24 protein-coding genes and 1 pseudogene are annotated in these 22,498 nt (G+C 67.7%); 21 read left to right on the top strand and 4 right to left on the bottom strand.

What is annotated here, in order from left to right; all coding sequences use genetic code 11:
• Positions 1–19: 19 nt before the first annotated feature.
• From BLR24_RS05645 to BLR24_RS05550, 20 genes and pseudogenes are all read left to right on the top strand, one after another.
• Positions 20–562: a LysR substrate-binding domain-containing protein gene (locus tag BLR24_RS05645; RefSeq protein WP_093013908.1), complete on the top strand. Its 543-nt coding sequence runs from the start codon at positions 20–22 to the stop codon at positions 560–562.
• Positions 563–662: 100 nt separating this feature from the next.
• Positions 663–1,844 (top strand): CaiB/BaiF CoA transferase family protein, encoded by a 1,182-nt coding sequence (locus BLR24_RS05640; RefSeq protein WP_093013905.1) that lies wholly within the window; start codon positions 663–665, stop codon positions 1,842–1,844.
• 64 nt (positions 1,845–1,908) lie between these two features.
• Positions 1,909–2,922, top strand: a complete 1,014-nt coding sequence (locus BLR24_RS05635; protein WP_093013902.1) for an AraC family transcriptional regulator — start codon at positions 1,909–1,911, stop codon at positions 2,920–2,922.
• A gap of 99 nt (positions 2,923–3,021) precedes the next feature.
• Positions 3,022–4,533, top strand: a complete 1,512-nt coding sequence (locus BLR24_RS05630; RefSeq protein ID WP_093013899.1) for a class I adenylate-forming enzyme family protein — start codon at positions 3,022–3,024, stop codon at positions 4,531–4,533.
• Positions 4,530–4,952 carry a PaaI family thioesterase gene (locus BLR24_RS05625; protein WP_254787180.1) on the top strand — a complete coding sequence of 141 codons (423 nt, stop codon included), beginning with the start codon at positions 4,530–4,532 and terminating at the stop codon, positions 4,950–4,952. Before BLR24_RS05630 ends, BLR24_RS05625 begins: the two co-directional genes overlap by 4 nt.
• Positions 4,953–4,984: 32 nt before the next feature.
• Positions 4,985–5,950 carry a tripartite tricarboxylate transporter substrate binding protein gene (locus tag BLR24_RS05620; RefSeq protein ID WP_093013893.1) on the top strand — a complete coding sequence of 322 codons (966 nt, stop codon included), beginning with the start codon at positions 4,985–4,987 and terminating at the stop codon, positions 5,948–5,950.
• 17 nt (positions 5,951–5,967) lie between these two features.
• Entirely contained in the window at positions 5,968–6,786 is an 819-nt protein-coding gene (locus tag BLR24_RS05615; RefSeq protein WP_093014749.1) for an SDR family oxidoreductase, read from the top strand.
• A complete protein-coding gene (locus BLR24_RS05610; protein ID WP_093013890.1) occupies positions 6,783–7,217 on the top strand; it encodes a PaaI family thioesterase in 435 nt (144 codons plus the stop codon). Before BLR24_RS05615 ends, BLR24_RS05610 begins: the two co-directional genes overlap by 4 nt.
• A gap of 134 nt (positions 7,218–7,351) precedes the next feature.
• On the top strand, positions 7,352–8,536 hold the full coding sequence (locus BLR24_RS05605) for a lipid-transfer protein (RefSeq protein ID WP_175543216.1): 1,185 nt from the start codon (positions 7,352–7,354) through the stop codon (positions 8,534–8,536).
• Between the two features lies 1 nt (position 8,537).
• On the top strand, positions 8,538–8,981 hold the full coding sequence (locus tag BLR24_RS05600) for a MaoC family dehydratase N-terminal domain-containing protein (protein ID WP_093013884.1): 444 nt from the start codon (positions 8,538–8,540) through the stop codon (positions 8,979–8,981).
• A complete protein-coding gene (locus BLR24_RS05595; RefSeq protein ID WP_093013881.1) occupies positions 8,978–9,424 on the top strand; it encodes a MaoC family dehydratase in 447 nt (148 codons plus the stop codon). Before BLR24_RS05600 ends, BLR24_RS05595 begins: the two co-directional genes overlap by 4 nt.
• 23 nt (positions 9,425–9,447) lie before the next feature.
• Complete coding sequence (locus BLR24_RS05590; RefSeq protein WP_093013878.1) at positions 9,448–10,290, top strand: SDR family NAD(P)-dependent oxidoreductase; 843 nt, start codon at positions 9,448–9,450, stop codon at positions 10,288–10,290.
• Positions 10,287–11,453, top strand: a complete 1,167-nt coding sequence (locus tag BLR24_RS05585; protein WP_093013876.1) for an acyl-CoA dehydrogenase family protein — start codon at positions 10,287–10,289, stop codon at positions 11,451–11,453. Before BLR24_RS05590 ends, BLR24_RS05585 begins: the two co-directional genes overlap by 4 nt.
• Complete coding sequence (locus BLR24_RS05580) at positions 11,450–13,171, top strand: long-chain-fatty-acid--CoA ligase (RefSeq protein ID WP_254787179.1); 1,722 nt, start codon at positions 11,450–11,452, stop codon at positions 13,169–13,171. The genes BLR24_RS05585 and BLR24_RS05580 overlap by 4 nt, the downstream gene beginning before the upstream one ends.
• Entirely contained in the window at positions 13,171–13,974 is an 804-nt protein-coding gene (locus BLR24_RS05575; RefSeq protein ID WP_093013873.1) for an enoyl-CoA hydratase/isomerase family protein, read from the top strand. The genes BLR24_RS05580 and BLR24_RS05575 overlap by 1 nt, the downstream gene beginning before the upstream one ends.
• Entirely contained in the window at positions 13,971–14,363 is a 393-nt protein-coding gene (locus BLR24_RS05570) for a Zn-ribbon domain-containing OB-fold protein (protein ID WP_093013870.1), read from the top strand. Before BLR24_RS05575 ends, BLR24_RS05570 begins: the two co-directional genes overlap by 4 nt.
• Before the next feature lie 73 nt (positions 14,364–14,436).
• Positions 14,437–15,615 carry a thiolase gene (locus BLR24_RS05565; protein ID WP_093013867.1) on the top strand — a complete coding sequence of 393 codons (1,179 nt, stop codon included), beginning with the start codon at positions 14,437–14,439 and terminating at the stop codon, positions 15,613–15,615.
• Between the two features lie 118 nt (positions 15,616–15,733).
• Positions 15,734–16,888, top strand: a complete 1,155-nt coding sequence (locus BLR24_RS05560; RefSeq protein WP_093013864.1) for an acyl-CoA dehydrogenase family protein — start codon at positions 15,734–15,736, stop codon at positions 16,886–16,888.
• Positions 16,889–16,921: 33 nt separating this feature from the next.
• Positions 16,922–17,899: a Bug family tripartite tricarboxylate transporter substrate binding protein gene (locus tag BLR24_RS05555; RefSeq protein ID WP_093013861.1), complete on the top strand. Its 978-nt coding sequence runs from the start codon at positions 16,922–16,924 to the stop codon at positions 17,897–17,899.
• 155 nt (positions 17,900–18,054) lie between these two features.
• Positions 18,055–18,357 (top strand): annotated as a pseudogene (locus tag BLR24_RS05550) (ferredoxin--NADP reductase); the annotation flags it as partial.
• A 75-nt stretch (positions 18,358–18,432) separates the two neighbouring features.
• On the opposite strand, the gene lspA reads toward BLR24_RS05550, so the two are convergent.
• Both lspA and BLR24_RS05540 read right to left on the bottom strand, forming a co-directional pair.
• Positions 18,433–18,957 (bottom strand): signal peptidase II, encoded by a 525-nt coding sequence (gene lspA / locus BLR24_RS05545; protein WP_093013858.1) that lies wholly within the window; start codon positions 18,955–18,957, stop codon positions 18,433–18,435.
• A gap of 146 nt (positions 18,958–19,103) precedes the next feature.
• Entirely contained in the window at positions 19,104–19,757 is a 654-nt protein-coding gene (locus BLR24_RS05540) for a hydrolase (RefSeq protein WP_093013855.1), read from the bottom strand.
• 150 nt (positions 19,758–19,907) lie between these two features.
• Between BLR24_RS05540 and BLR24_RS05535 the strand changes: the two genes are divergently transcribed.
• Positions 19,908–20,804: a LysR family transcriptional regulator gene (locus BLR24_RS05535; RefSeq protein ID WP_093013851.1), complete on the top strand. Its 897-nt coding sequence runs from the start codon at positions 19,908–19,910 to the stop codon at positions 20,802–20,804.
• A gap of 412 nt (positions 20,805–21,216) precedes the next feature.
• Here BLR24_RS05535 and BLR24_RS05530 read toward each other — a convergent pair whose 3' ends face one another.
• Entirely contained in the window at positions 21,217–21,870 is a 654-nt protein-coding gene (locus BLR24_RS05530; protein ID WP_093013848.1) for a glutathione S-transferase family protein, read from the bottom strand.
• Between the two features lie 123 nt (positions 21,871–21,993).
• Positions 21,994–22,410 (bottom strand): styrene oxide isomerase, encoded by a 417-nt coding sequence (locus BLR24_RS05525; protein WP_093013845.1) that lies wholly within the window; start codon positions 22,408–22,410, stop codon positions 21,994–21,996.
• Positions 22,411–22,498: the final 88 nt, after the last annotated feature.

Raw genomic sequence — 22,498 nt, 5'->3', positions numbered from 1 at the left:
TGCTGGAAGACCTTGAAGAATTCGAAAGCCGCGGCTTGATAATCCTTGCCATGCCCATCAACGAGCTTCGGTCCATCACCATCTTCGCGAAGATCGCGGAGCTGGGCAGCTTGCGCAAGGCCGCGGAGGCGCAGAACATGACGCCGACGCGCTTGCCGCACACCCGTGCAGCGCATTTCGCAGTCCCGCCACCGGACGCGTGATCCCCTGGCGGATCAAGACCGAAAAGGGCTTCGAAGAGCACCAGATCGAGCGCTCCCTGTGCGTGAACGACGAAGAGCTCGAAACGCAAGCCGTGCTCGCGGGGCATGTGATGGGACAGCTCACGGCCGTGGCCGCGGCTTCGCACATCCGCACCGGACGCCTGGTGCCATTGCTCACCCAGCATGTCGATGAGCAGGTGGGCACTTTCATCTACTACGGCAGCCGGTCCGCCCAGCCGGCTCGCGCGCGAGCGTTCATCGACCTTGCCGTGAAGCGACTCGCGGGAAATTCCGAGTGGGTCCTGACGGCCAAGGAACTTCATGCTGCGGAAGCCAAGGGCCGCAAGGCTGCCGGTTGAAGTTGGCCGCATGCATGCGGCCTCTTGACGCTTTTCGCCAATCGCCCGGAGCGGTGCTGCCATTGCCGCGTTGCCTTGCACCCCCTAGATTGCAGGGAACATGACCTCTTTCCCTGAATCCACGGCGAACGCCCCCAAGGGTGCCCCGCTCGCAGGCGTGCGCGTGCTCGACCTGACCCGCTTGCTGCCGGGGCCGCTCGGCACCATGCACCTGGCCGACCTCGGCGCCGACGTCGTCAAGATCGAAGACACCGGCGCCGGCGACTACGCGAGCCCCTCGGTGCGCGCGCTCGTCAACCGCAACAAGCGCGCGATCCGCATCGACCTGAAGCACGCGCAAGGCGTGGCCACGCTGCTTCGCCTGTGCCGCGATGCCGACGTGCTGGTCGAAGGCTTCCGGCCCGGCGTGATGCAGCGGCTGGGCGTGGGCTACGAAGCGGTGGCGGCGGTGAACCCGCGCATCGTTTACTGCAGCATCAGCGGCTTCGGCCAGACCGGCCCGCTCAGCGACACGCCGGGGCACGACCTGAACTACGCGTCGCTCGCGGGCGTGGCCGACCAGATCGGCAATGCAGCGGGTTCGGCCCTTTCAAACCTGCCCGTGGCCGATCTGCTGGGCGGCACCATGACCGCGGTGGCGGGCATCCTGGCCGCGCTGTTCGATGCCGCGCGCAGCGGACGCGGAAGGCATGTCGACATCGCCATGGCCGACGGCGTGCTGGCGCATGCGGTGCTGCCGCTGGCCGGCCTGCACCAGCACGGCCACGTGGCGCGCATCGGCCAGAGCGCGCTGACGGGCGCCCTCGCATGCTACGGCTACTACCGCACGGCCGACGACCGGCAGGTGGCGGTCGGCGCGCTGGAACCCAAGTTCTGGCACGACCTGTGCCGCCTGCTCGAGCGCCCCGATCTCGCACCGCTGCATCGCAGCGGCGATGCCGCCACGGAAGAGCGCCTGCGCGCCGAACTGGCGGCCATCTTCGGCGCACGGCCGCTTGCGCACTGGCGCGGCCTGTTCCACGACGGCGTGGGCTGCGTGACGCCCGTGCTGCGCATCGACGAGACACTGGAACATCCGCATTTCCGCGCGCGCGGCATGCGTGTTGCGGCCGACGATGCGGCGCTGCCGCAACTCGGCTGTCCCATCAAGATGACCGGCTTCGAGCCCGCCATGCCACGCCCGGCTCCGCGCGCCGGCGAGCACACCGACGAAATCCTGCGCCAGGCCGGGCTCGACGCATCGGCCGTGGCCGAACTGCGCGCGGCCGGCGCCATCGATTGAGCCGGTTCCCCCCGCGGGGGCGCTGCCTACAATCCCAACGGCCGCATTGCAGCGGCCGCGAACGATGACGCTCACCCACCACACCGTTGCCATCCAGCAGGTGCACAGCATCCTGATGGGGGCGCGCCACCGCGGCATTGACGCGACGCGCGTGCTGGCACGCGCGGGCATCGCGGCCTCGCTGCTGGAGTCGCCGCTCGCGCGCATCTCGCAGCGCCAGTACGCGCTGCTGATCCGCGCGCTGCGGCGCGAACTGCGCGACGAAATCTGGGGCCTCTTGAGCGAGCCGCTGCCGCCCGGCAGCTTCGGCCAGTGCATGCGCCAGCTGGTGCGCTGCGCCACCCTTGGCGAGGCCCTGCGTGACGGCTTTGCCGCCTACCACCTGCTGCTGCACGACTTCGTGCCGCGCCTCACGGTGCAGGGCGGCAGCGCGCGCGTGCAGTTCGTGCTGCGCCGCGACGCCGATGCGCGCATGGACTACGCGGTGAAGGCCTTCATGCTGTTCGCCTTCAACGCCTCCTCTTGGCTGGTGGCTCGGCGCATTCCGCTGCTCGAAGTCGACTACACGGCGGAGCAGACGAACACCGAAACCTCGCGCGTCTACCAAGTGCCGATCCGCTACGGCCAGGCGCATGTCGGCATGTCGTTCGAGGCGCGCTGGCTCGATCTTCCGGTGGTGCAGTCGCCGCAAAGCCTGCGCGAATTCCTCGCCGGATCGCCGGCCAACCTGATCGTGAAGTACCGCGACACCAGCAGCCTCACCGAGCGCATCCGCCGGCTGCTGCGCAAGGGCCTGGGCAGCGAGCTGCCGTCGCTGGAGGAAGTGGGCGATGCGCTCGCCGTCACGCCGCAGACGCTGCGCCGGCGGCTGCGCGACGAAGGCCGAGGCTTCCAGCAGATCAAGGACGAGCTGCGGCGCGATGCCGCCATCGAATACCTGCTGCACACGCCGCTGCCGCTGCTCGACATCGCCAACCGCGTGGGCTTTTCCGAAGCCAGCACCTTTCACCGCGCCTTCAAGCAGTGGACCGGTGTGGCGCCCGGCGAGTACCGGGCGACGCACGGCCCCGAACGCTGAGCGGTTTCGCCAAGCCCTTTGGCGCTTCCCGCCATGGGTGCGGCGCGCGGTGCGCCATAAGCTGTGCCGCATCTTCGTTATCCCTCGGCGGCTTCCATCGTGTACCTGACCCAAGGCCTGCATCGCGCGCTCCAGCGCAACTCCGGCATGACGGCGCTCACCCATGTGAGCGACAGCGGCGTGCGCCGCCAGACGCACGTGCAGCTGGCGGGCAGCGTCGCACGGCAGGCGGCCGCCCTGGCACAGCGCGGCATTGCACGCGGCGACCGCGTGGCGCTGCTCGCACCCAACAGCGACCAGCTGGTGCGCGCCATCCTCGCATGCTGGTGGCTCGGTGCCGTCGCCTGCCCCTTGAACATCCGCTGGAGCACGCCCGAGCTCGCACATGCGCTGCAAGACAGCGAAGCGTCGCTGCTGCTCGTGGACGATTCGCTGCTGGCGCTCGCACCGGCCGGCGAGACCCCGCTGCTGCGCCTGGGCGCGCTTGAAGAAGAAGCCGCCGGGCTCGAGCCGCTGGCCGACACGCGCACCGGCGGCGACGCGCTCGCGGCCATCCTCTACACCGGCGGTACCACCGGCCGCTCCAAGGGCGTGATGCTGAGCCACGCGAACTTCTGGACCGCGTCGATGACGCGCGGCGCCGAGCTCAACAACGCGCCCGACTCGGTGTCGCTGCTGGTGGCGCCGCTGTTCCACGTTGCGGGCCTCGGCCGGCTGGTGGGCCAGCTGATCGTCGGCGGCGGCTGCGTGACCATGGCGCAGTTCAGGCCTGCGGCGGTGATCGAGGCCATTGCCGAGTACCGCATCGGCGACATCATCGTCGTGCCGAGCATGCTGCAGTCGCTGCTGGACGATCCCTCGTTCACGCCCGAGCGCGTGCGCAGCCTCACGCGCATTGCCTTCGGCGCCGCGCCGATGCCGCCCGACCTGCTCGACCGCGCGCTGGCCGCCTGGCCGCATGCCGAGTTCTTCCAGGCCTACGGCCTCACCGAAACCGCGGGCGCGGTGTGCATCAACCTGCCGGCCAACCACCGACCCGAAGCGCGCGCGCTCGGGCGGCTCAATTCCGTCGGCCGCGCCGGGCTTGGCGCCGAGATCATCGTCGCGGACGAGAGCGGCCGCGAGCTGCCGCGCGGCGAAGTGGGCGAGATCCTCGCGCGCGGCCCGATGGTGATGCAGGGCTATTGGCGCAACCCCGAGGCCACTGCCGCCGCGCTGCGTGATGGCTGGCTTCGCACGGGCGATGCCGGCCGCATGCTGGACGATGGGTACCTGTTCATCGTCGACCGGCTGAAGGACATGATCATCAGCGGCGGCGAGAACGTCTACTGCGCCGAGGTGGAGGCCGCGCTGCGCAGCCATCCGCAAGTGCGGCAGGCGGCGGTCATCGGCGTGCCCGATGCGCGCTGGGGCGAGTCGGTGCACGCGGCGGTGGTGCTGGACGAAAGCACAGACGGCACAGTCGCCACGGCCGACGCGCTGCGTGCCTGGTGCCGCGAGCGCCTGGCCGGCTACAAGTGCCCGCGCAACATCAGCTTCATGCGCGAGCTGCCGCTGTCGGCCGCGGGCAAGGTGCTGAAGAACGTGCTGCGCGAGCGGGTGCAGGCATGATGAAACCCGTCACGGGCGCGGACCGCCGCCACCTGTTCGGCCAGGTGCCGTTCATGCGGCTTCTGGACGCGCGCCGCGAGTTCTCCGAAGGCGGCCGCGCGCGCCTCGTTCTCGACGAGCGGGCCGAGCTCGGCAACGTCATCGGCGCCGTGCATGGCGGCGTGCTGGTCACGCTGCTCGACGTGGTCATGGCCAGCGCGGCCGTGTCGCTGTTCGACTTCGAACGCACCGCCGTCACGCTCAACCTCAACACCAGCTTTCACGAGCCGGGCCGCGGCCGCCTCACAGCCGACGGCGAAGTGGTGCAGCACGACGCCAGCGTGGCGTGGTGCCGCGCCTCGGTCAGCGACGACGCGGGCCGCGTGATCGCGCGTGCGCAGGGCTCGTTCCGCTACCTGCCGCTGCCGCAGGCCGCCTGAGCCGCCAATTTCAAACGATAGGAGACAACACCATGACGAAGATGCATCGCCGCGCGGCCCTGGCCCTGGTGGCCGCCTGCGCGCTGGCCGCGCCGCTGGCGCAGGCGGCCGACCCCTACCCGCACAAGCCGATCCAGCTCGTGCTGCCCTTCCCGCCGGGCGGTTCCTTCGACCCGATCTTCCGCACGCTGGCCGAGGCCGCCTCCCGGGACCTGGGACAGCCCATCGTGCTGATGCACCGGCCGGGCGCGGGCGGCGTCACCGGCACCGCATCGCTGGCGACCATGAACGACGCCGACGGCTACACGATCGCGGTCATGCACAACTCGGTGATCCGTGCGCCGCTGGTGCAGAAGGTGACCTGGGACCCTCTCAAGGACTTCACCTACCTGATCGGGCTGGCCGGCCTTACCACCGGCATCGTGGTGGCCGCCGACGCGCCCTGGAAGTCGCTGCCCGAGCTCCTGGCCGATGCCAAGAAGCGCCCCGGCGTCGTGAGCTGGGGCAACGTCGGTGCGATCAGCATCAACCGCATCTACGCCGAGCGGCTCGCCAAGCAGGCGGGCACCTCTTTCAACCTGGTGCCCTACAAGGGCGGCAGCGAGGCTTTCCAGGCGGTGATCGGGCGCCATCTCGACGTTTACGGCGATCCCGGCTTCGGGCCGCAGGTGCAGGGCGGCAAGGTGCGCCTGCTCGCCACCTTCACCGCGGAGCGGCTGAAGCGCTACGACGCGCCGACAGTGAAGGAGCTGGGCCATGACATGGTGATCGAGTCGCCGGTGGGCCTGGTGGCGCCCAAGAACCTCGATCCGAAGATTGCCGCCAGGCTGCACACGGCCTTCAGCAAGGCTGCGACGGACCCCGCCTACCTCCAGCAGCTGGAGCTGTTCGACATGCAGCCCAAGCTGATGACCGGCGAGAGCTACGCCGACTACGCCCGTGCCCAGTTCGAGCGCGAGCGAAAGATGCTGGCCGAGATCGGCTTCAAACCCGAATGACAGGAGCAATGAATTCCATGGACTTTTCCGCTTTCGATTTCAAGGGCCGCCACGTGGCCGTGGCCGGTGGTTCCAGCGGCATCAACTTCGGCATCGCGCAGGCCTTTGCGCGCGCCGGTGCGCGGCTCACGGTGCTCAGCCGTTCGGCCGACAAAGTAGCCAGGGCTGCGCTGCAGCTCGAGGCCCTCGGCACGGAGGCACTCGGCATTCCGGCCGACGTGCGCCAGCCCGAGGCGCTGGAGCGCGCCTTCGCGGAAGGCGCCGAGCGCTTCGGACCGATCGACGTGCTGGTCTCCGGCGCCGCGGGCAACTTTCTCGCGAGCGCACTCGACATGTCACCCAACGCCTTCAAGACCGTGGTCGACATCGACCTGCTGGGCAGCTTCAACGTCGCGCGGCTCGCGCATGCGCACCTGCGCAAGCCCGGTGCCTGCGTGATCCAGATCTCCGCCGGACAAGCCTTCACGCCCACACCGTTCCAGGCCCACGTGTGCGCGGCCAAGGCCGGTGTCGACATGCTGACGCAGGTGCTGGCGCTGGAGTGGGGTCCGCAGGGCATCCGCATCAACTCCATCGTGCCGGGCCCCATCGCCGACACCGAGGGCCTGAAGCGCCTCGCACCGACCGACGACACCATGGCCGCGATGGCGCAGCGCGTGCCGCTCAAGCGCCTGGGCCGCATCGAGGACATCAGCCGCATGGCGATGATGCTCGCGAGCGACTGGGGCTCGTACATCACGGGCGCCATCATTCCCGTGGACGGCGGCCTCGCGCTGACCGGGCCGCGCGACTTCACCGCGGCGGCCGCCGCGTCGAAGCGGGGAGCCGCGACATGAGCCTGCACCTTGCGAGCGCGTCGCCGGAAAGCGACGACCGGCCGCGCAGCGGACCGCAGCGCTATGTGCCGTTCTCGGAGCACCTCGGCCTCAAGGTCGAGCGGGCCGAAGGCGGCGAATCGCTGGTGTCGGTGGCGCTGCGCCCCGAGCTGCTGAACAACCATGCCGCCGGCCACGGCGGCGTGCTGATGACACTGCTCGACAGCGCCATGGCGCATGCGGCGCTCTCGCGCGTCGGCTATGCGCGCGAGGTCGTCACCGTCGACATGCACATCGCCTTCATGCGGCCCTCGAGCGGCGTGCTGCAGGCCGAGGGACGCGCCACCGGCGGCGGCCGCTCGGTGTGCTTTTGCGAGGCCACCGTCACCGACGCCAGCGGCGAAGTGGCGGCGCGCGCCATGGGCACCTTCCGCTACCGCGACCCGGCGTGAGCGCAGCGCCAAGGGTGCACCAGTGAGCGTTTCGGCCAATCGTTTTGGACCGATCCGCGATTGTTGAATCCGGCGCATCGGCCGAGACTTCATTCCATCGTCACCGCGTCCCATCAGGAGTTTCAATGACACGTATGCAACGCCCCGTCCATGTGGTCGGCGTGGGTATGATTCCCTTCACCAAGCCCGGCGCCAGCGACCCATACACCGTAATGGGTGCGCGCGCCGCCAAGCTCGCGCTCGACGACGCCGGCGTCGACTATTCGCTGGTGCAGCAGGCCTACGTCGGCTATGTCTACGGCGACTCGACCGCCGGGCAGGCCGCCATCTACGGCGTCGGCCTCAGCGGCATTCCGGTCTTCAACCTCAACAACAACTGCTCCACCGGATCCAGCGCGCTGTTCCTCGCGCGCCAGGCGGTCGAAAGCGGTATGGTCGAATGCGCGATTGCGCTCGGCTTCGAGCAGATGCAGCCCGGCGCTCTCAAGGGTGCCTACGACGACCGGCCCTCGCCCATGGCGCGCTTTGCCGACGTGATGGCGGAGAAGCAGGGCTACATTCCCGAAGCGCCGCGCGCCGCGCAGTTCTTCGGCGGCGCCGGCCGCGACTACATCGCGCAGCACGGCATCCGCCGCGACACCTTCGGCCGCATTTCGGTGAAGGCGCGCCAGCACGCCGCGCGCAACCCGCTCGCGGTGTTCCGCCAGACGTTGACGCTCGACGAGGTGATGGCCTCGCCGCTGGTGTTCGATCCGCTCACGCGCTTCCAGTGCTGCCCGCCCACCTGCGGCGCCGCCGCGGCCATCGTCTGCTCGGCCGAGTTCGCCGAGAAGCACGGCCTCGACAAACGCGTGGTGATCGCCGCGCAAGCCATGACCACCGACACGCCCTCCACCTTCGAGAGCAAGGACATGCGCAAGCTGGTGGGCTACGACATGACGGCCGCCGCAGCCCGGCAGGTGTACGAGGACGCCGGCATCGGCCCCGAGGAGCTCGACGTGGTCGAGCTGCACGACTGCTTCACCGCCAACGAGCTCATCACCTACGAGGCGCTGGGCCTCACGCCCGAAGGCACGGCAGAACGCTTCATCGTGGAGGGCGACAACACCTACGGCGGGCGCTTGGTGACCAACCCTTCGGGCGGCCTGTTGTCCAAGGGCCATCCACTCGGCGCCACGGGCCTCGCGCAATGCGCGGAGCTGGTGTGGCAGCTGCGCGGCCGCGCGGAGCAGCGCCAGGTCGAAGGCGCACGCCTCGCGCTGCAGCACAACCTCGGCCTGGGCGGCGCTTGCGTGGTCACCCTCTACCAAGCCGTTTGACATGATCGACCGCCGCCGCATCGGCCACACGCTCCCGCCCTTCCAGGTGGAAGTGGAAAAAGGCCGCCTGCGCTTCTTCGCAAAGGCCACGGGCCAGACCGATCCGGTCTACATCGACGAGGCCGCCGCGCGCGAGGCGGGGCATCCGGGCCTGCCGGTGCCACCCACCTTCTTCTTCTGCATGGAGATGGAGGCGCCGAATCCGGCCGCCATTCGCGAGTTGCTGGGCATGGACTACCGCAGCCTGCTGCACGGCGAGCAGGGCTTCAGCTACTACATCATGGCCTACGCCGGCGACACGCTGACCTTCCGCCAGCGCATCGAGGACATCTACGACAAGAAGAACGGCGCGCTCGAGTTCGTCGTGCGCAAGACCCGCGTCAGCAACCAGCAGGGTGAACTGGTGGCCGAGCTGCGCTGCGTGACCGTGGTGCGCAACCCATGACCGAAAGCCCTGCGATGACCCACGTCACCCTTCTCGACTGGAACGCGCTGCAGCCCGGCGACGCCCTGCCCCCGCTGGAACTGCCGCCGATCAGCCGGCTCGACCTGGCGCTGTACTGCGGCGCCTCCGGCGACCACAACCCGATCCACGTCGACATCGACTTTGCCAAGTCCGCGGGCATGCCCGACGTATTCGCACACGGCATGCTGTCGGCGGCCTGGCTCGCGCGATTGTTGACCAATTGGGTGCCTCAGCCTGCGATCCGTTCGCTCGACGTTCGCTTTGCCGCCCTCACCCATGTGGGCGAGCGCATCAGCTGCACCGGCACGGTCGCCGAGAAGTTCGAACGCGAAGGCCGGCGCAGCGTGCTGCTCAAGGTCGCAAGCGCCAACGCGAACGGCGTTATCAAACTGAGCGGCGAGGCACTCGTCGCCTGGCTCTGACACATCCCCCGAGGAGACAACCCATGAACAGCAGCAGCAACAACAGAAAACTCGAAGGCAAAGTCGCCATCGTCTCCGGCTCCGGCCGCGGCATCGGGCGCGAGATCGCGCTCAAGCTGGCGAGCGATGGCGCGCGCGTCGTCATCAACGACCTCGACGCCGAACCGGCCGCACAGACCGTCAACGACATCGTGGCCGCGGGCGGCAGTGCCATTGCCTGCGCCGGAAGCGTGACGGACAGCGGCTTTGCCGACCGCTTCGTGCGCACCGCTGTCGACAGCTACGGCGGTCTGGACATCATCGTCAACAACGCCGGCTACACCTGGGACAACGTGGTGCAGAAAATGAGCGACGAGCAGTGGGAAGCCATGCTCGCCGTGCACCTCACGGCGCCCTTTCGCATCCTGCGCGCCGCATCCAACTTCATCCGCGATGCGGCCAAGCGCGAAGCCGACGAAGGACTGGAAGTGTTCCGCAAGGTGGTCAATATCTCGTCCACCTCCGGCGTGTACGGCAACGCGGGCCAAGCCAACTACGCGGCCGCCAAGGCGGGCATCAATGGCCTGACCAAGGCCATGGCCAAGGAATGGGGCCGCTACAAGGTCACGGTCAACAGCGTGGCCTTCGGCCTCATCAAGACCCGGCTGACCGACGCCGATGCCAGCGCGGGCGCGAGCATCGACATCGAGGGCCGTCAGATCAGGGTCGGCGTCAATCCGCAGATCCTCAAGAACGCCGAAGCCATGATCCCGCTCGGCCGCGGCGGCACGCCGCAGGAAGCGGCCGGCGCGGTCTACATGTTCTGCATACCGGAATCGAACTACGTGAGCGGCCAGGTGCTGGTCTGCGGAGGCGGGCGGCCATGACCGGCGGGGCCGTTGCCACGCGGCCGTGGATGAACGAAGAGCTCGAGATGCTGCGTGACAGCGCACGCCGCTTCTTCGAGCGCGAGTGCGTGCCCCATGAACCGCGCTGGCGCGCGCAGCACCACGCCGACCGCGAGATCTGGACCAAGGCCGGCCAGGCCGGCCTCCTGTGCGCCAGCATCCCCGAGGAATACGGCGGCGGTGGCGGCAGCTTCCTGCACGAGGCGGTGATCTGCGAAGAACAGATGCGCGCGATGGCGCAGAGCTTCAGCAACAACGTGCACAGCGGCATCGTCGCGCACTACCTGCTGGCCTACGGCACCGAGGCGCAGAAACTGCGTTGGCTGCCGCGCATGGCCAGCGGCGAGCTGGTGGCCGCCATCGCGATGACCGAGCCCGGCGCCGGCACCGACCTGCAGCGCATCAAGACGCAGGCACGGCGCGACGGTGACCACTGGCGCATCAGCGGCAGCAAGACCTTCATCACCAACGGCATGCATGCCGGCCTGGTTTGCGTCGCGGCCAAGACCGATGCGGCGGCCGGTGGCAAGGGCATCTCGCTGCTGATGGTCGAGACCGAAGGCACGGCGGGCTTTCGCCGCGGGCCGCTGCTCGACAAGATGGGCCAGAAGACGCTGGACACCACAGAGCTGTTTTTCGACGACGTGCGCGTGCCGGCCGACAACCTGCTGGGCGGCCAGGAGGGCTCCGGCTTCGCGCAGCTCATGGCGCAACTGCCGCGCGAGCGCATGCTGATCGCCGTCGGCGCGGTGGCGACCATGCAGCGCGCCATCGCCGACACGCTGGAGTACGTGCGCGACCGCCAGGTGTTCGGGCAGCCACTACTGAAAATGCAGAACACCCGCTTCAAGCTGGCCGAGTGCGAGACGCAGGCCCAGGTGGCGCGCGCCTTCGTGGACGACTGCATCGCCCGCCTGATGCGCGGCGAGCTCGACGTGCCGACGGCAGCCATGGCCAAGTGGTGGACCACCGACGCCTGCTGCCGCATCGTCGACGAGTGCCTGCAGCTGCACGGCGGCTACGGCTTCATGAACGAATATCCGATCGCGCGGCTCTATGCCGACGTGCGCGTCGGCCGCATCTACGGCGGGGCCAACGAGGTGATGAAGGAAATCATCGCGCGGGCCATGGAGAAGCAATGATGGTGAGCGCCGCACGGCCGCCCGAAGGCGCGAAGCCCCCCCTGGGGGGCACTGTTCCCGAACTTCCGCACTTCCGCTTCTGGCCCAAGGGCGTCGCGCGCGAGTTGGTCGTGCCGCAGGCAACTCTGCCGGAGTACCTCGAAGTTGCGGCGCGGCGCTATCCGGACAAGGCCGCGATCGTCTACTGCGGCAGCGTCGTCCGCTATGCCGAGCTCCAGCAGCGCGTGGCTGCGATGTCGGCCTGGCTGCGCGACACGCTCAAGCTGCAGCGCGGCGACCGCGTGCTGGTGGCCAGCCAGAACTGCCCGCAGTTCGTGGTCGCCAGCTACGCGATCCTGCGCGCGGGCGGCGTCGTGGTGCCCGTCAATCCCATGAGCAAGGCCCAGGAGGTTCGGTACTACGCCGAGGACAGTGGCGCGCGCATTGCGTTCGTGGCGCAGGAGCTGCTGGAGCACTTCGAGCCGGGGCTGTTCGACCGCATCGTCGTGCACGCGTACAGCGAGGCCGTGGGCGATGCCTCCGACGAGATGCCGGATTGGGTGCGCGAGCCGCTGCGTCCGATCTCGCGGCCCGACTGCGCAGGGTGGGCCAGCGTGCCGGCCACCGGCGATGGTGCCGACCCGGGCGTGCGCCCCACGGACCTCGCCGTCCTGCCCTACACCTCGGGCACCACCGGCCATCCCAAGGGCTGCATGCACACCCACCAGACGGTGATCGCGTCCCTGGCCGCCTCGCACGTCTGGAAGGGCCTGCATTGCGAAACCGTGGTGCTGGCCGTCGCGCCGCTGTTCCACATGCTCGGCCTGCAGAACGGCATGAACATGCCGATTTTCCTGGGCAGCACCTCGGTGATGCTCCCGCGCTGGAATCCGGCCCTGGCCGCCCGGCTGATCGAGCGCCACCGCGTCACGGCGTGGACGGCCCCACCGGCGATGATCCTGGACTTCTTCGCGAACCCCGAGGTGGCGCAGCGCGACATCTCCAGCCTGACGCTGCTCTCCGGCGGCGCCGCGGCCATGCCGGAAGCGGTGGCGACCATGATGCAGCAGCGCTACGGCATCACCTACAACGAAGGCTACGGCCTGACGGAGACCGCATCCTTCTTGCAGGCCAACCCGCTCGCGCGCGGCAAGCGCCAGTGCCTGGGCATTCCGGCGCAGGGCGTGGACACCCGCATCGTCGACCCGCTGACGCTGAAGGAACTCCCGCAGGGCGAGCTGGGCGAGCTGGTCACCCACGCGCCGCAGAACACCGTCGGCTACTGGCGCAACCCGCAGGCCGACCACGATGCTTTCTTCGAGCTGGAAGGCAAGCGCTTCTTCCGTACCGGCGACCTCGCCTACGTGGACGAAGAGGGCTACTTCTTCATGCGCGACCGCCTCAAGCGGATGATCAACAGCTCGGGCTACAAGGTCTGGCCGGCCGAGGTGGAGAACATGCTGTACGAGCACCCTGCGATCCACGAGGCCTGCATCATCGGCGTGCCCGACGCCAGGCAGGGCGAGGCGGTGAAGGCGATCGTCTCGCTCAAGCCCGCCTTCCGCGGCGAGGTGCAGGCGCAAGACATCGTCGATTGGGCACGCGAGCGCATGGCGGTCTACAAGGCACCGCGTCTCGTGGAATTCGTGGATGCCCTGCCGAAGTCCGGCACCGGAAAGATTCTTTGGCGCGAACTGCAGGAAGCGCATCGCGCCGCTACGCCCCAGGAGCCAACTTGATGAACGATTTCACCGCACTGCGCTACGAGCGCCACGGCAGCACCGCGCTGCTGACGCTCGACACGCCCGCCAACCGCAACGCCTTCACCCCCGCCATGCGCGACGACCTCGCACGGGCCATTGCAGAAGTGCGCGCCGACACCGAAGTGCGCGCCCTGGTGCTCACCGGCGCCGGCGGCCAATTCTGCTCGGGCGGCGACCTGCGCGGAATCGCCGATGCCAAGCTCGACAACGCCGGCTGGCGCGGCCGCATGCAGGCCACGCAGCGCTGGTTCAGCGAACTGGTCCTGCTCGACAAGCCCGTGATCGCGGCCGTCGACGGCGCCGCCTATGGCGCAGGCTTCAGCCTCGCGCTCGCAGCCGACTTCGTGCTTGCGAGCCCGCGAGCGCGCTTCTGCATGTCCTTCCTGAAACTGGGCCTGGTGCCGGACTGCGGCGCCTTCTACACGCTGCCGCGCGTGGTGGGTGCGCAGCGCGCACGCGAGCTGATGCTGTCGGCACGCGAGGTTGGCGCGGCCGAGGCGCGCGAACTCGGCATCGCCATGGAACTGCATGCGCCCGAACAGCTGCTGCCGCGCGCATTGGTGCTGGCCGAGAGCTTTGCTGGCGCCTCGCCGCTCGCGGTGAGCCTGGTGAAGCGCGCCACCGGCGATGCAGGCGCCCTGGCCGCGATGCTCGACACCGAGGCGAATGTGCAGGCGCTGGCCTTCGGCAGCGCCGAGCACCGCGACGCGGTGAACCGTTTTCTGGACAAGAAGCCGCTGGCCTTCCAGTGGCCGGCGAACAAGGAACAATCTCAATGAACACCGACACCACCACCGGCGTGCAGGCCTTCCACCAAGGCGAACTGGACGCCGGACGCTTCCTGCTCCAGCGCTGCGGCGACTGCGGCCGCCACGTCTATTACCCGCGCGAGAGCTGCCCGCACTGCGGCGGCGCGGCACTCGAATGGAAGACGCCCGGCGGGCTCGGCATCGTTCATGCAGTGACGACCGTGCGGCGCAAGCCCGCCGACGGCGGCGACCTCAACGTCAGCCTGGTCGAGCTCGACGAAGGCGTTCGGCTCATGAGCCGCATCGAGAATCTCGCACCCGCCTCGGTGCGCATCGGCCAGCGCGTCAAGGCGCGGGTGCAGGTGAAGGACGGCCGCGGGCTGGTGCTGTTCGACGCCGTCGAAGGAGCCGCGCGATGAGCGCCGCGCCGGGCCGCCCCAAGCAAGCTCGCTCCCGCCTGGCGGGAAGGCGCACAGCGCCAAGGGTGCACCAATGACCACCGGATTCAAGGCATTGCGCGGCAGCGCCGCGATCGCCGGCGCCGCCACCTTCGGCTGCGGCGAGACGCCGGGCTTCACCGACATGGAACTGCTGGCTCGCGCCGCTCGCGCGGCCGTGGCGGATGCGGGCCTCGAGATGCGCGACATCGACGGCCTCTGCACCGCGAGCGCCTCAGCTGCAATGTGGGCCTTGCCGGTGGTCGAATACCTGGGCCTCAATCCGCGCTACATCGACGGCACCATGCTGGGCGGCAGCAGCTTCATTGCCCACCTGCTGCCTGCCATGCAGGCCATCCAATCGGGGCAGTGCAGCGCGGTGCTCATCTGCTACGGCAGCGCACAGCGCAGCGCCGCCTTCGGCCGGCGCGAGATCGTGGCGGCGCGCCGCTTTCTCGACCCGCAGCCCTACGAGCATCCTTACGAACCGATGCTGCCGGTGTCGGCCTACGCGCTTGCGGCATCGCGCCACATGCACGAGTTCGGCACCACGCGCGAGCAGCTCGCCGACGTGGCGGTGGCAGCACGTGCCTGGGCCGGGCTCAACCCCGAAGCGTTCATGCGCGAGCCTCTCACGCGCGAAGAAGTGCTGGGCGCGCGCATGGTGTCGGACCCGCTGAGCGTGCGCGACTGCTGCCTGGTGACAGACGGTGCCGGCGCCTGCGTGCTGGTCAGCGCCGAGCGCGCCAGGGACCTGCCGAAGAAGCCGGTCTATGTGCTGGGCAACGCCACGGCGGTGTGGAACCGTCAGATCTCGTCGATGGCGGACCTCACCACCACGGCCGCCAGCCAGTCGGGCCGCGAGGCCTTCGCAATGGCCGGGCTCGCGCCCAAGGACATGGACGTGGTGCAGCTGTACGACGCCTTCACCATCAACACGCTGCTGTTCCTCGAAGACCTGGGCTTCTGTCCCAAGGGCGAAGGCGGCCGCTTCGTGGCCGACGGTGCGATTGCGCCGGGCGGCCGGCTCGCGGTCAACACCAACGGCGGCGGGCTCTCGTGCGTGCACCCCGGCATGTACGGCATCTTCGCGCTGATCGAGGCGGTGCGGCAGCTGCGCGGCGAATGCGGCGAGCGCCAAGTGAAGAACGCGCGCACGGCGGTCGCACATGGCAACGGGGGCATGTTGTCCAGCCAGGCCACTTCCATTCTCGGCACCCAGGAGGCGCTTTGAATTGCATCTACTCCCTCCCCCTCTGGGGGAGGGCAGGGGTGGGGGCACGCGGCGCTCGAACTGCCCCCACCCCAACCCTCCCCCGAAAGGGGAGGGAGAAAGACAAGGAGACTCCCAAATGATCCGCGACCCGCAAATCCTCGAAGCCCTGCTCGACGCCGTCAACCGCTTCGTGCGCGAGCGGCTGGTGCCGGCCGAAGCCATCGTGGCCGAGACGGACGAGATCCCTGAAGACATCGTGCGCGAGATGAAAGAGCTGGGCCTGTTCGGCCTGACCGTGCCCGAAGAATACGGCGGCCTGGGCGTGACGATGGAAGAAGAGGTGATGGTGATGCTGGCCATGGGCCAAACCTCGCCCTGCTTTCGCTCGCTGTTCGGCACCACCGTGGGCATCGGCTCGCAGGGCATCCTCTTCGACGGCACAGAGGCGCAGAAGAAGAAGTACCTGCCGCGCCTTGCCACCGGCGAGCTCATTGCATCGTTCGCGCTAACCGAGCCTGACACCGGCTCTGACGCGGCGTCGCTGCGCACCAGCGCGATCCGCGAAGGCGACCACTACATCGTCAACGGCACCAAACGCTTCATCACCAACGCGCCGCATGCGGGCATCTTCACGCTGATGGCGCGCACCAACCCCGAGGACAAGGGCGCGGGCGGCGTCTCTGCCTTCATCGTGGAAGCGGATACGCCGGGCATCACGATCGGCAAGAAGGACCGCAAGATGGGCCAGCGCGGCGCCCACACCGCCGATGTGATTTTCGAGAACTGCAAGGTGCCCGCGAGCCAGCTGATCGGTGGGCGCGAGGGCCAGGGCTTCAAGACCGCGATGAAGGTGCTCGAGAAGGGCCGCATCCACATCGCCGCCATCTGCGTGGGCGTGGCCGAGCGGATGCAGCGCGATGCGCTCCACTATGCGATCGAGCGCAAGCAATTCGGCCAGCCGATTGCCGAATTCCAGCTGGTGCAGGCGATGCTAGCCGACAGCCAGGCCGAGATCTATGCCGCGCGCTGCATGGTGATCGACGCGGCGCGCCAGCGCGACGAGGGCCGCAACGTGGCCACCGAGGCTTCGTGCTGCAAGCTGTTTGCCTCCGAAATGTGCGGCCGCGTGGCGGACCGCGCGGTGCAGATTTTCGGCGGCGCCGGCTACGTCTCCGACTACGGCATCGAACGGTTCTACCGTGACGTGCGGCTGTTCCGGCTGTACGAAGGCACCACCCAGATCCAGCAGATCGTCATCGCGCGCAATCTCGTGCGCGAAGCGATGCGCTGAGTTTTTCCCGATCCACCCGAGGAGACAAACACCATGAAGACATCGAAGATGATGCGAAGACTCTGCCTTGCAGCCGGCCTGGCCGCGCTGCTGCCCGCGCCGGCCTTGGCGCAGACGGCCTACCCAGCCCAGCCGCTCAAGCTGATCGTGCCCTACCCCGCCGGCGGCGCCACCGACACGCTCGCGCGCACCATCGGCCAGAAGCTGCAGGAAGCCTGGGGCCAGCCGGCTATGGTGGACAACCGGCCCGGCGCGGGCGGCACCATCGGCAACAGCTTCGTTGCGAAGGCGCCGCCAGACGGCTACACCGTGCTCATCGGCATCACCGCGCTGATTCAGCAGCCGATGCTCATGGAGAAGCTGCCCTACGACCCGCTGAAAGACCTGGCGCCAGTCACGATGATTGCGCGCAGCCCCAGCATGCTGGCCGTGCCGCTCGACTCTCCCGCGAAGGATCTGAAGAGCTTCATCGCAATGGTGAAGGCCAGTCCGGGCAAGTACAACTTCGGTAGCTACGGCGCAGGGACCTCCTCGCACATCCAGGGCGCGCTTCTCAACATGCAGGCCGGCATCGACCTGGTGCACGTGCCGTTCCAGGGCGCCGCACCGCTCGTGACCAATCTCGTAGGCGGCCAGCTGGCCTCGGCCTTCGTCGACAGCGCGAGTGCGCGGCCGCACCTCAAGTCGATGCGGCCACTGGCCGTGACCGGCACGCAGCGCATGCCTGGCCTGCCCGACGTGCCCACCTTTGCCGAGCTGGGCTACCACTCGTTCGATCCGTATGGTTGGTTCGGCGTGTTCCTGCCCGCCGCCACGCCGGCGCCCGTGGTGCAGAAGCTCTCGGACGAGATCAACCGCATCGTGCACCTGCCCGAGGTCAGCGCCAAGATCGAGGCGCTCGGCCTGCAAGTGGCGGGCGGCAAGCCCGAAGAGTTCCAGAAGGTGGTGCGCTCGGATGCCGCCGTCTACGCCAAGATCATCAAGGACGCCAACATCCGCGTGGCGCAGTGAGGGCGGCGCCCTGAGGCGCCAAGGTTCGCATGAATGGGCCACGCACCTCGCCGCGTGGCTCTGGCGTGGGGTTTGCGACCCTCTTCCCCCGTTCGCAAACTCGCGAACGTGCACCGGCGCAGTGATCAGCGAGCGCACGGCCGGTGCGTGAGCACGACCTGCCGAACAACGAATACATCGGCGAGCTGGTGCGCGAACGGCTGGTCTACTACCCCACCGTCACGCGCGAGTCGTTCCGCAACCAGGGCCGGCTGACCGAAGTCATCGAATCGGGCCGGCTGTTCGGCGACACCGGGCTGCCGCCGCTCGACCCCGCGGTGGACCGCGCCATGATCTGCGGCAGCGCCGCCATGCTGGCCGAAAGCTGCAAGCTGCTCGATGCCCGCGGCTTCCAGATCAGCCCGCGCCAGGGCGAGCTGGGCGACTACGTGATCGAGCGCGCCTTCGTCGAGAAATAGCGCGAAGCATTGCGCGAGATGACGGCGGGTGTCGCGTCCGACGTTCTATGACTCGATGGCAAGGTCGAATCTGCTTCAAGCGGCTCGCGACCGCCTGACTTCAGCCAGGACCAGAAGCGCCGCGCCTGCAGTGATGGCGCAATCGGCCACGTTGAAGATGGCGAAGTCGTAGACCTCGCGCCAATAGAGATGGATGAAGTCGACCACATGCCCCTGCCATGAACGGTCGATCGCATTTCCCAGGGCCCCGCCGAGCACAAGTGCCAAGGCCGCTCTGAACAACCGTGTGCCGCTGGGCTGCACCAGCAGCTTGAAGATGAACGCAGCCGCCGCGATGGCAAGCGCCGTGAACAGCCATCGCTGCCAGCCCGAGGCGTCGGCCAAGAAGGAGAAGGCAACGCCCCGGTTGTGCGCCAGGACGAGGTCGGCAAAGGGCGTGATGGGAAAGACGTCGCCCCCGCCCAGGAATCGCGTGGCGAACGACTTCGATGCCTGGTCCAGCAGCACAACGGCGAAGGCAATGCCCAGATAGGGCGCCAGCCGAGCGGCTGCGGCGGGTATGCCTTCGCGGCGCCTGTCGGCAGACACGATGATCGTCATTGCGGGGCTCTCCTGATGTTGTCGGGCCGGATCCGGGTTCAAACACTCGTGGTGCACCCCGATGATCGATCGTCACCGGCGGTTCCAGGCGGCATTTTCGAGCTGGCTCGCGACGCCGCGCAAGAACCCCTTCATCCCCGCTCAAATTATCCTGCGTTGCCAGGCACAGGCGTGTTGAGCAGCTGCTGCTCCCACAGGAACGCGATGCCGCTGCCGCCGGCATGTTGGGTGATCACTTCCGTCAGTGCAACGGCTTGATCGGTCCGAGCCCAATCGCGCTGCCATTCGGCGGCGAGCGCCATCCAGGTCATCATGTTCGCACCGGCCGCGATCATGCGCTGAATGGCGACCTCATGGGCCTCGACTGAAACACCGCCCGAGGCATCGGTGATCACCGTAACGTCCCAGCCTTCGCCAAGGGCCTGGATTGTCGGCATCGCGACGCAAACCTCGGTCCAAAGGCCCGCGATGACCAGCTGCTTGCGACCCGTTGCCTTCACCGCGTCCACCACCTTCTGATCCTCCCACGTGTTGATGAACGTCCGGTCGATCACCTCTTGGTCAGGGAATACATCGGTGATCTGGGGGAAGAGGAGACCGCCTCGGGCGGCGATTACCGACGTCAGGATGGTAGGGACGCCAAAGGCCCTGGCGGCCTTCGCCAGCCCTGCCGTGTTATTGATCACCATCTGCGGTTCGTGGCTGTTCACGTTCGCAAGTTGGTAAGGCTGGTGGTCGATCAGAACGAGCACCGAATCTTCTGGACGAAGAAGTGAAGTAAGGCCGTTGCGAAAAGTCATTGATGCATCCTTTGTTGCCGCTTTGAGCGGGATTGATTTGCGAAAGCGTTCGCCGGCGGCGACGTTTGCCTGACGCATTGTGTTGTTCCCGAATCCGCTGCGGTAGTACCATTTCGGGGCGAGCTGTGTCGCGAAAAGAGGAACGCTCAGTTGGACATCGAAGAGCTACAGACCTTCGTAGAAGTTGCGGATGCAGGAGGGATTTCGTCGGCCGCGCTCCGGCTCGGCGTGGCCAAGTCCATCGTCAGCCGTCGCCTGTTGCGGCTTGAAGCGGAACTTGGTGTTCAGTTGCTTTCGCGATCCACTCGCGGGGCCGCGCTCACAGAAGCCGGGGCCACATTCCGCGACTATGCGGCCAGGGTCTGCGCCGAGATCGACACGGCCAGGGAGGCGATCCTGCCTGCCGGCGAACTTCGCGGCCGTTTGAGGGTTGCCGCGCCGCTTTCTTTCGGCCCGACCCACTTTGCTCCCATCCTCGCGGAAATGGCACGACGCCATCCTCAGCTTCACATCCAGGCCTGCTACAGCGATCGGTTCGTCGACCTCATTGCGGAAGGCTACGACTGTGCGATACGGGTTGGCTATCTTCAGGACTCCGGCTTGATCGCAAGACGCATCGGTCGTATCCATGGGAAGCTGGTCGCAAGTCCGGACTATGTCAAGGCGCATGGGTCGCCCGAGACCCCAGAGGAGCTTGCCGCCCACCAAGCCCTTATGCAGGGAACCGAAGCCTGGCAACTCATGGACGGCGACAGGATCATCACGGTTCATCCGCAGGGGCGCTTCAAGAGCGACAACGGTACCGCGTTGGTCACTGCCGCCACTGCAGGACTCGGAATCGCTTACTTGCCGGATTGGCTCACCCATGAGCATTTGGCGTCCGGGGCACTCGTGCCGGTGATGACACGTCATCCGCCACCCCCGGCAGGTGCCTATGTCATCCGCCCGCCCGGTCAGCATCCCGCTCGGAAGATTCGGGTCCTGACCGAACTCCTGATCGAGCATTGCGACCGGTCTCCACACCTTGCGGGAGCTGCACCGGTCTGAGTGCGGATCGACGTTGATGCGTGGTTAGGGTGGCTTCGGGATGCGAGGGGTGAGAACCTCGCCGGCGGAGGCGCTTGTCGAGGGCAGCATCAGTGAGGGCATTTGTCTCCCCGGAAAAAGGTGCGTACCGCTCATGCGCGCGTGCGGCGCAATTTCTACAGTGGTTTCACGGCGAAACGCTTTGCCCCAAGACAGGTAGACAAGCGGCGCCAGCTGTCCACTTCACTGGAGAACGCACATGGCCAAACAGTTCGCTCAGCTCCTGGTGTCTTCGTATTTGCTTGTATTCCTCGCTTTGTGGTTCATCATCTGAACGTGAAGCGGCCGACCCAACCAATTGGCAACGTGCAGCCTAGGGTCGGGGCGCAGACACCTTGCGGTCGGCCGTGCATCGCTTCGTCCGCGCCCCCCCTCAGCCCGCCGGCAAGGGGGCGGCGTTGATCGCCAGTTGCGCGGCAAACGCCCGCTGGTAGGCCGGCCGCGCTTCGCCGCGAGCGACATAGGCAGCCAGACTGGGAAACTCGTTCAACAGGCCGGACGGACGGAGCCGCAGCAGCACCGACACCATCAGCAGGTCGCCCGCGCTGAAGCCGCCGTCCAGCCAGTCTCTGTCGCCCAGGCGGGCAGCCAGCTGGTTCAGTCGGACGCGCACCCGGTCCTCCACGAGGGGCAGGCGCTCGGCTTTCCAGGGCCTGTCGCCTTCCGCCAGCTTGACGGTGACGAGTTCGAGAATGGGAAGCTCGACCGTATTGAGCGCCGCGAACATCCACGTGATGGCGCGCGCCCTTGCGTTGGCATCGGCGGGGAACAGGCCCTGTTGGCGCTCGGCGATGTGCAGCACGATGGAGCCGGTCTCGAACAGCGCGAGGTCGCCTTCTTCGTAGGTGGGGATCTGGCCGAAGGGATGCAGCGCCAGATGCGCGGCCTCCTTCATCGCGCGAAAGGACACCAGGCGCACCTCGTAGGGCAGGCCGGCCTCCTCCAGTGCCCAGCGCACGCGCGTGTCGCGCGCCAGACCCTTGCCCCCGTCGGGTGACCGTTCAAAGGCGGTGATGGTGATGGTCATCGTGGTGTCCTTTCGACGTGCGGCAAGCGCGGCGCAGGTTGCAAGCGGCAGGTATGGCCCGCATTCTGTCCTGGCTGGCGAGGTCAGGAGTAGACCTAGCGCGCCTGCTGCCCCGTGGCATGCCTACAGAGAAATGAACGCTGCAACCACCAAAGCCGCACCGCCAACAATTGAGGCGATCGCGCCAAGCATGTTGCCGAGATAAACAACACGTTCGAATCCCTCGCCGGCCGAAAGCCCGCGACGCCCGGTCAACGCGGCCAGCGGTGTAGAGACACAGAATCCATATGCTGACACGATAAGTGCGATGGCAACGATCCACGCAAGAGGCGCCGGAGCAGAGACGGATGGCAGCCATGCCGCAACCGCGAACATCAAGGTTGCACCGATCGGCAGGCTCAAGTGAGCGACTCGCCAGGAGTTCACAACGTGCGCAGCCGCATTGCGCTTGATCGCTCGCGCATAGGGGGCGCCCAGCAGCAATCCGAACAACAAGACGATGGAGCCGTGGAAGGCGAGATGGCGGGCGGCAGACAGCATGGAGTACGAAAGAACATCAAAGCCGCGAGCTTAACGTGCAGCGACCTGCTGCGAAGGCACAAGTCGCCCAGGGAGGAACGGTGAGAGG

It is taken from the genome of Variovorax sp. OV700 (assembly GCF_900099805.1).
Classification (GTDB): Bacteria; Pseudomonadota; Gammaproteobacteria; order Burkholderiales; family Burkholderiaceae_C; genus Variovorax.
The sequence above is the reverse complement of the archived record's forward strand: the minus strand, read 5'-3'. Positions and strand labels throughout refer to the sequence as shown.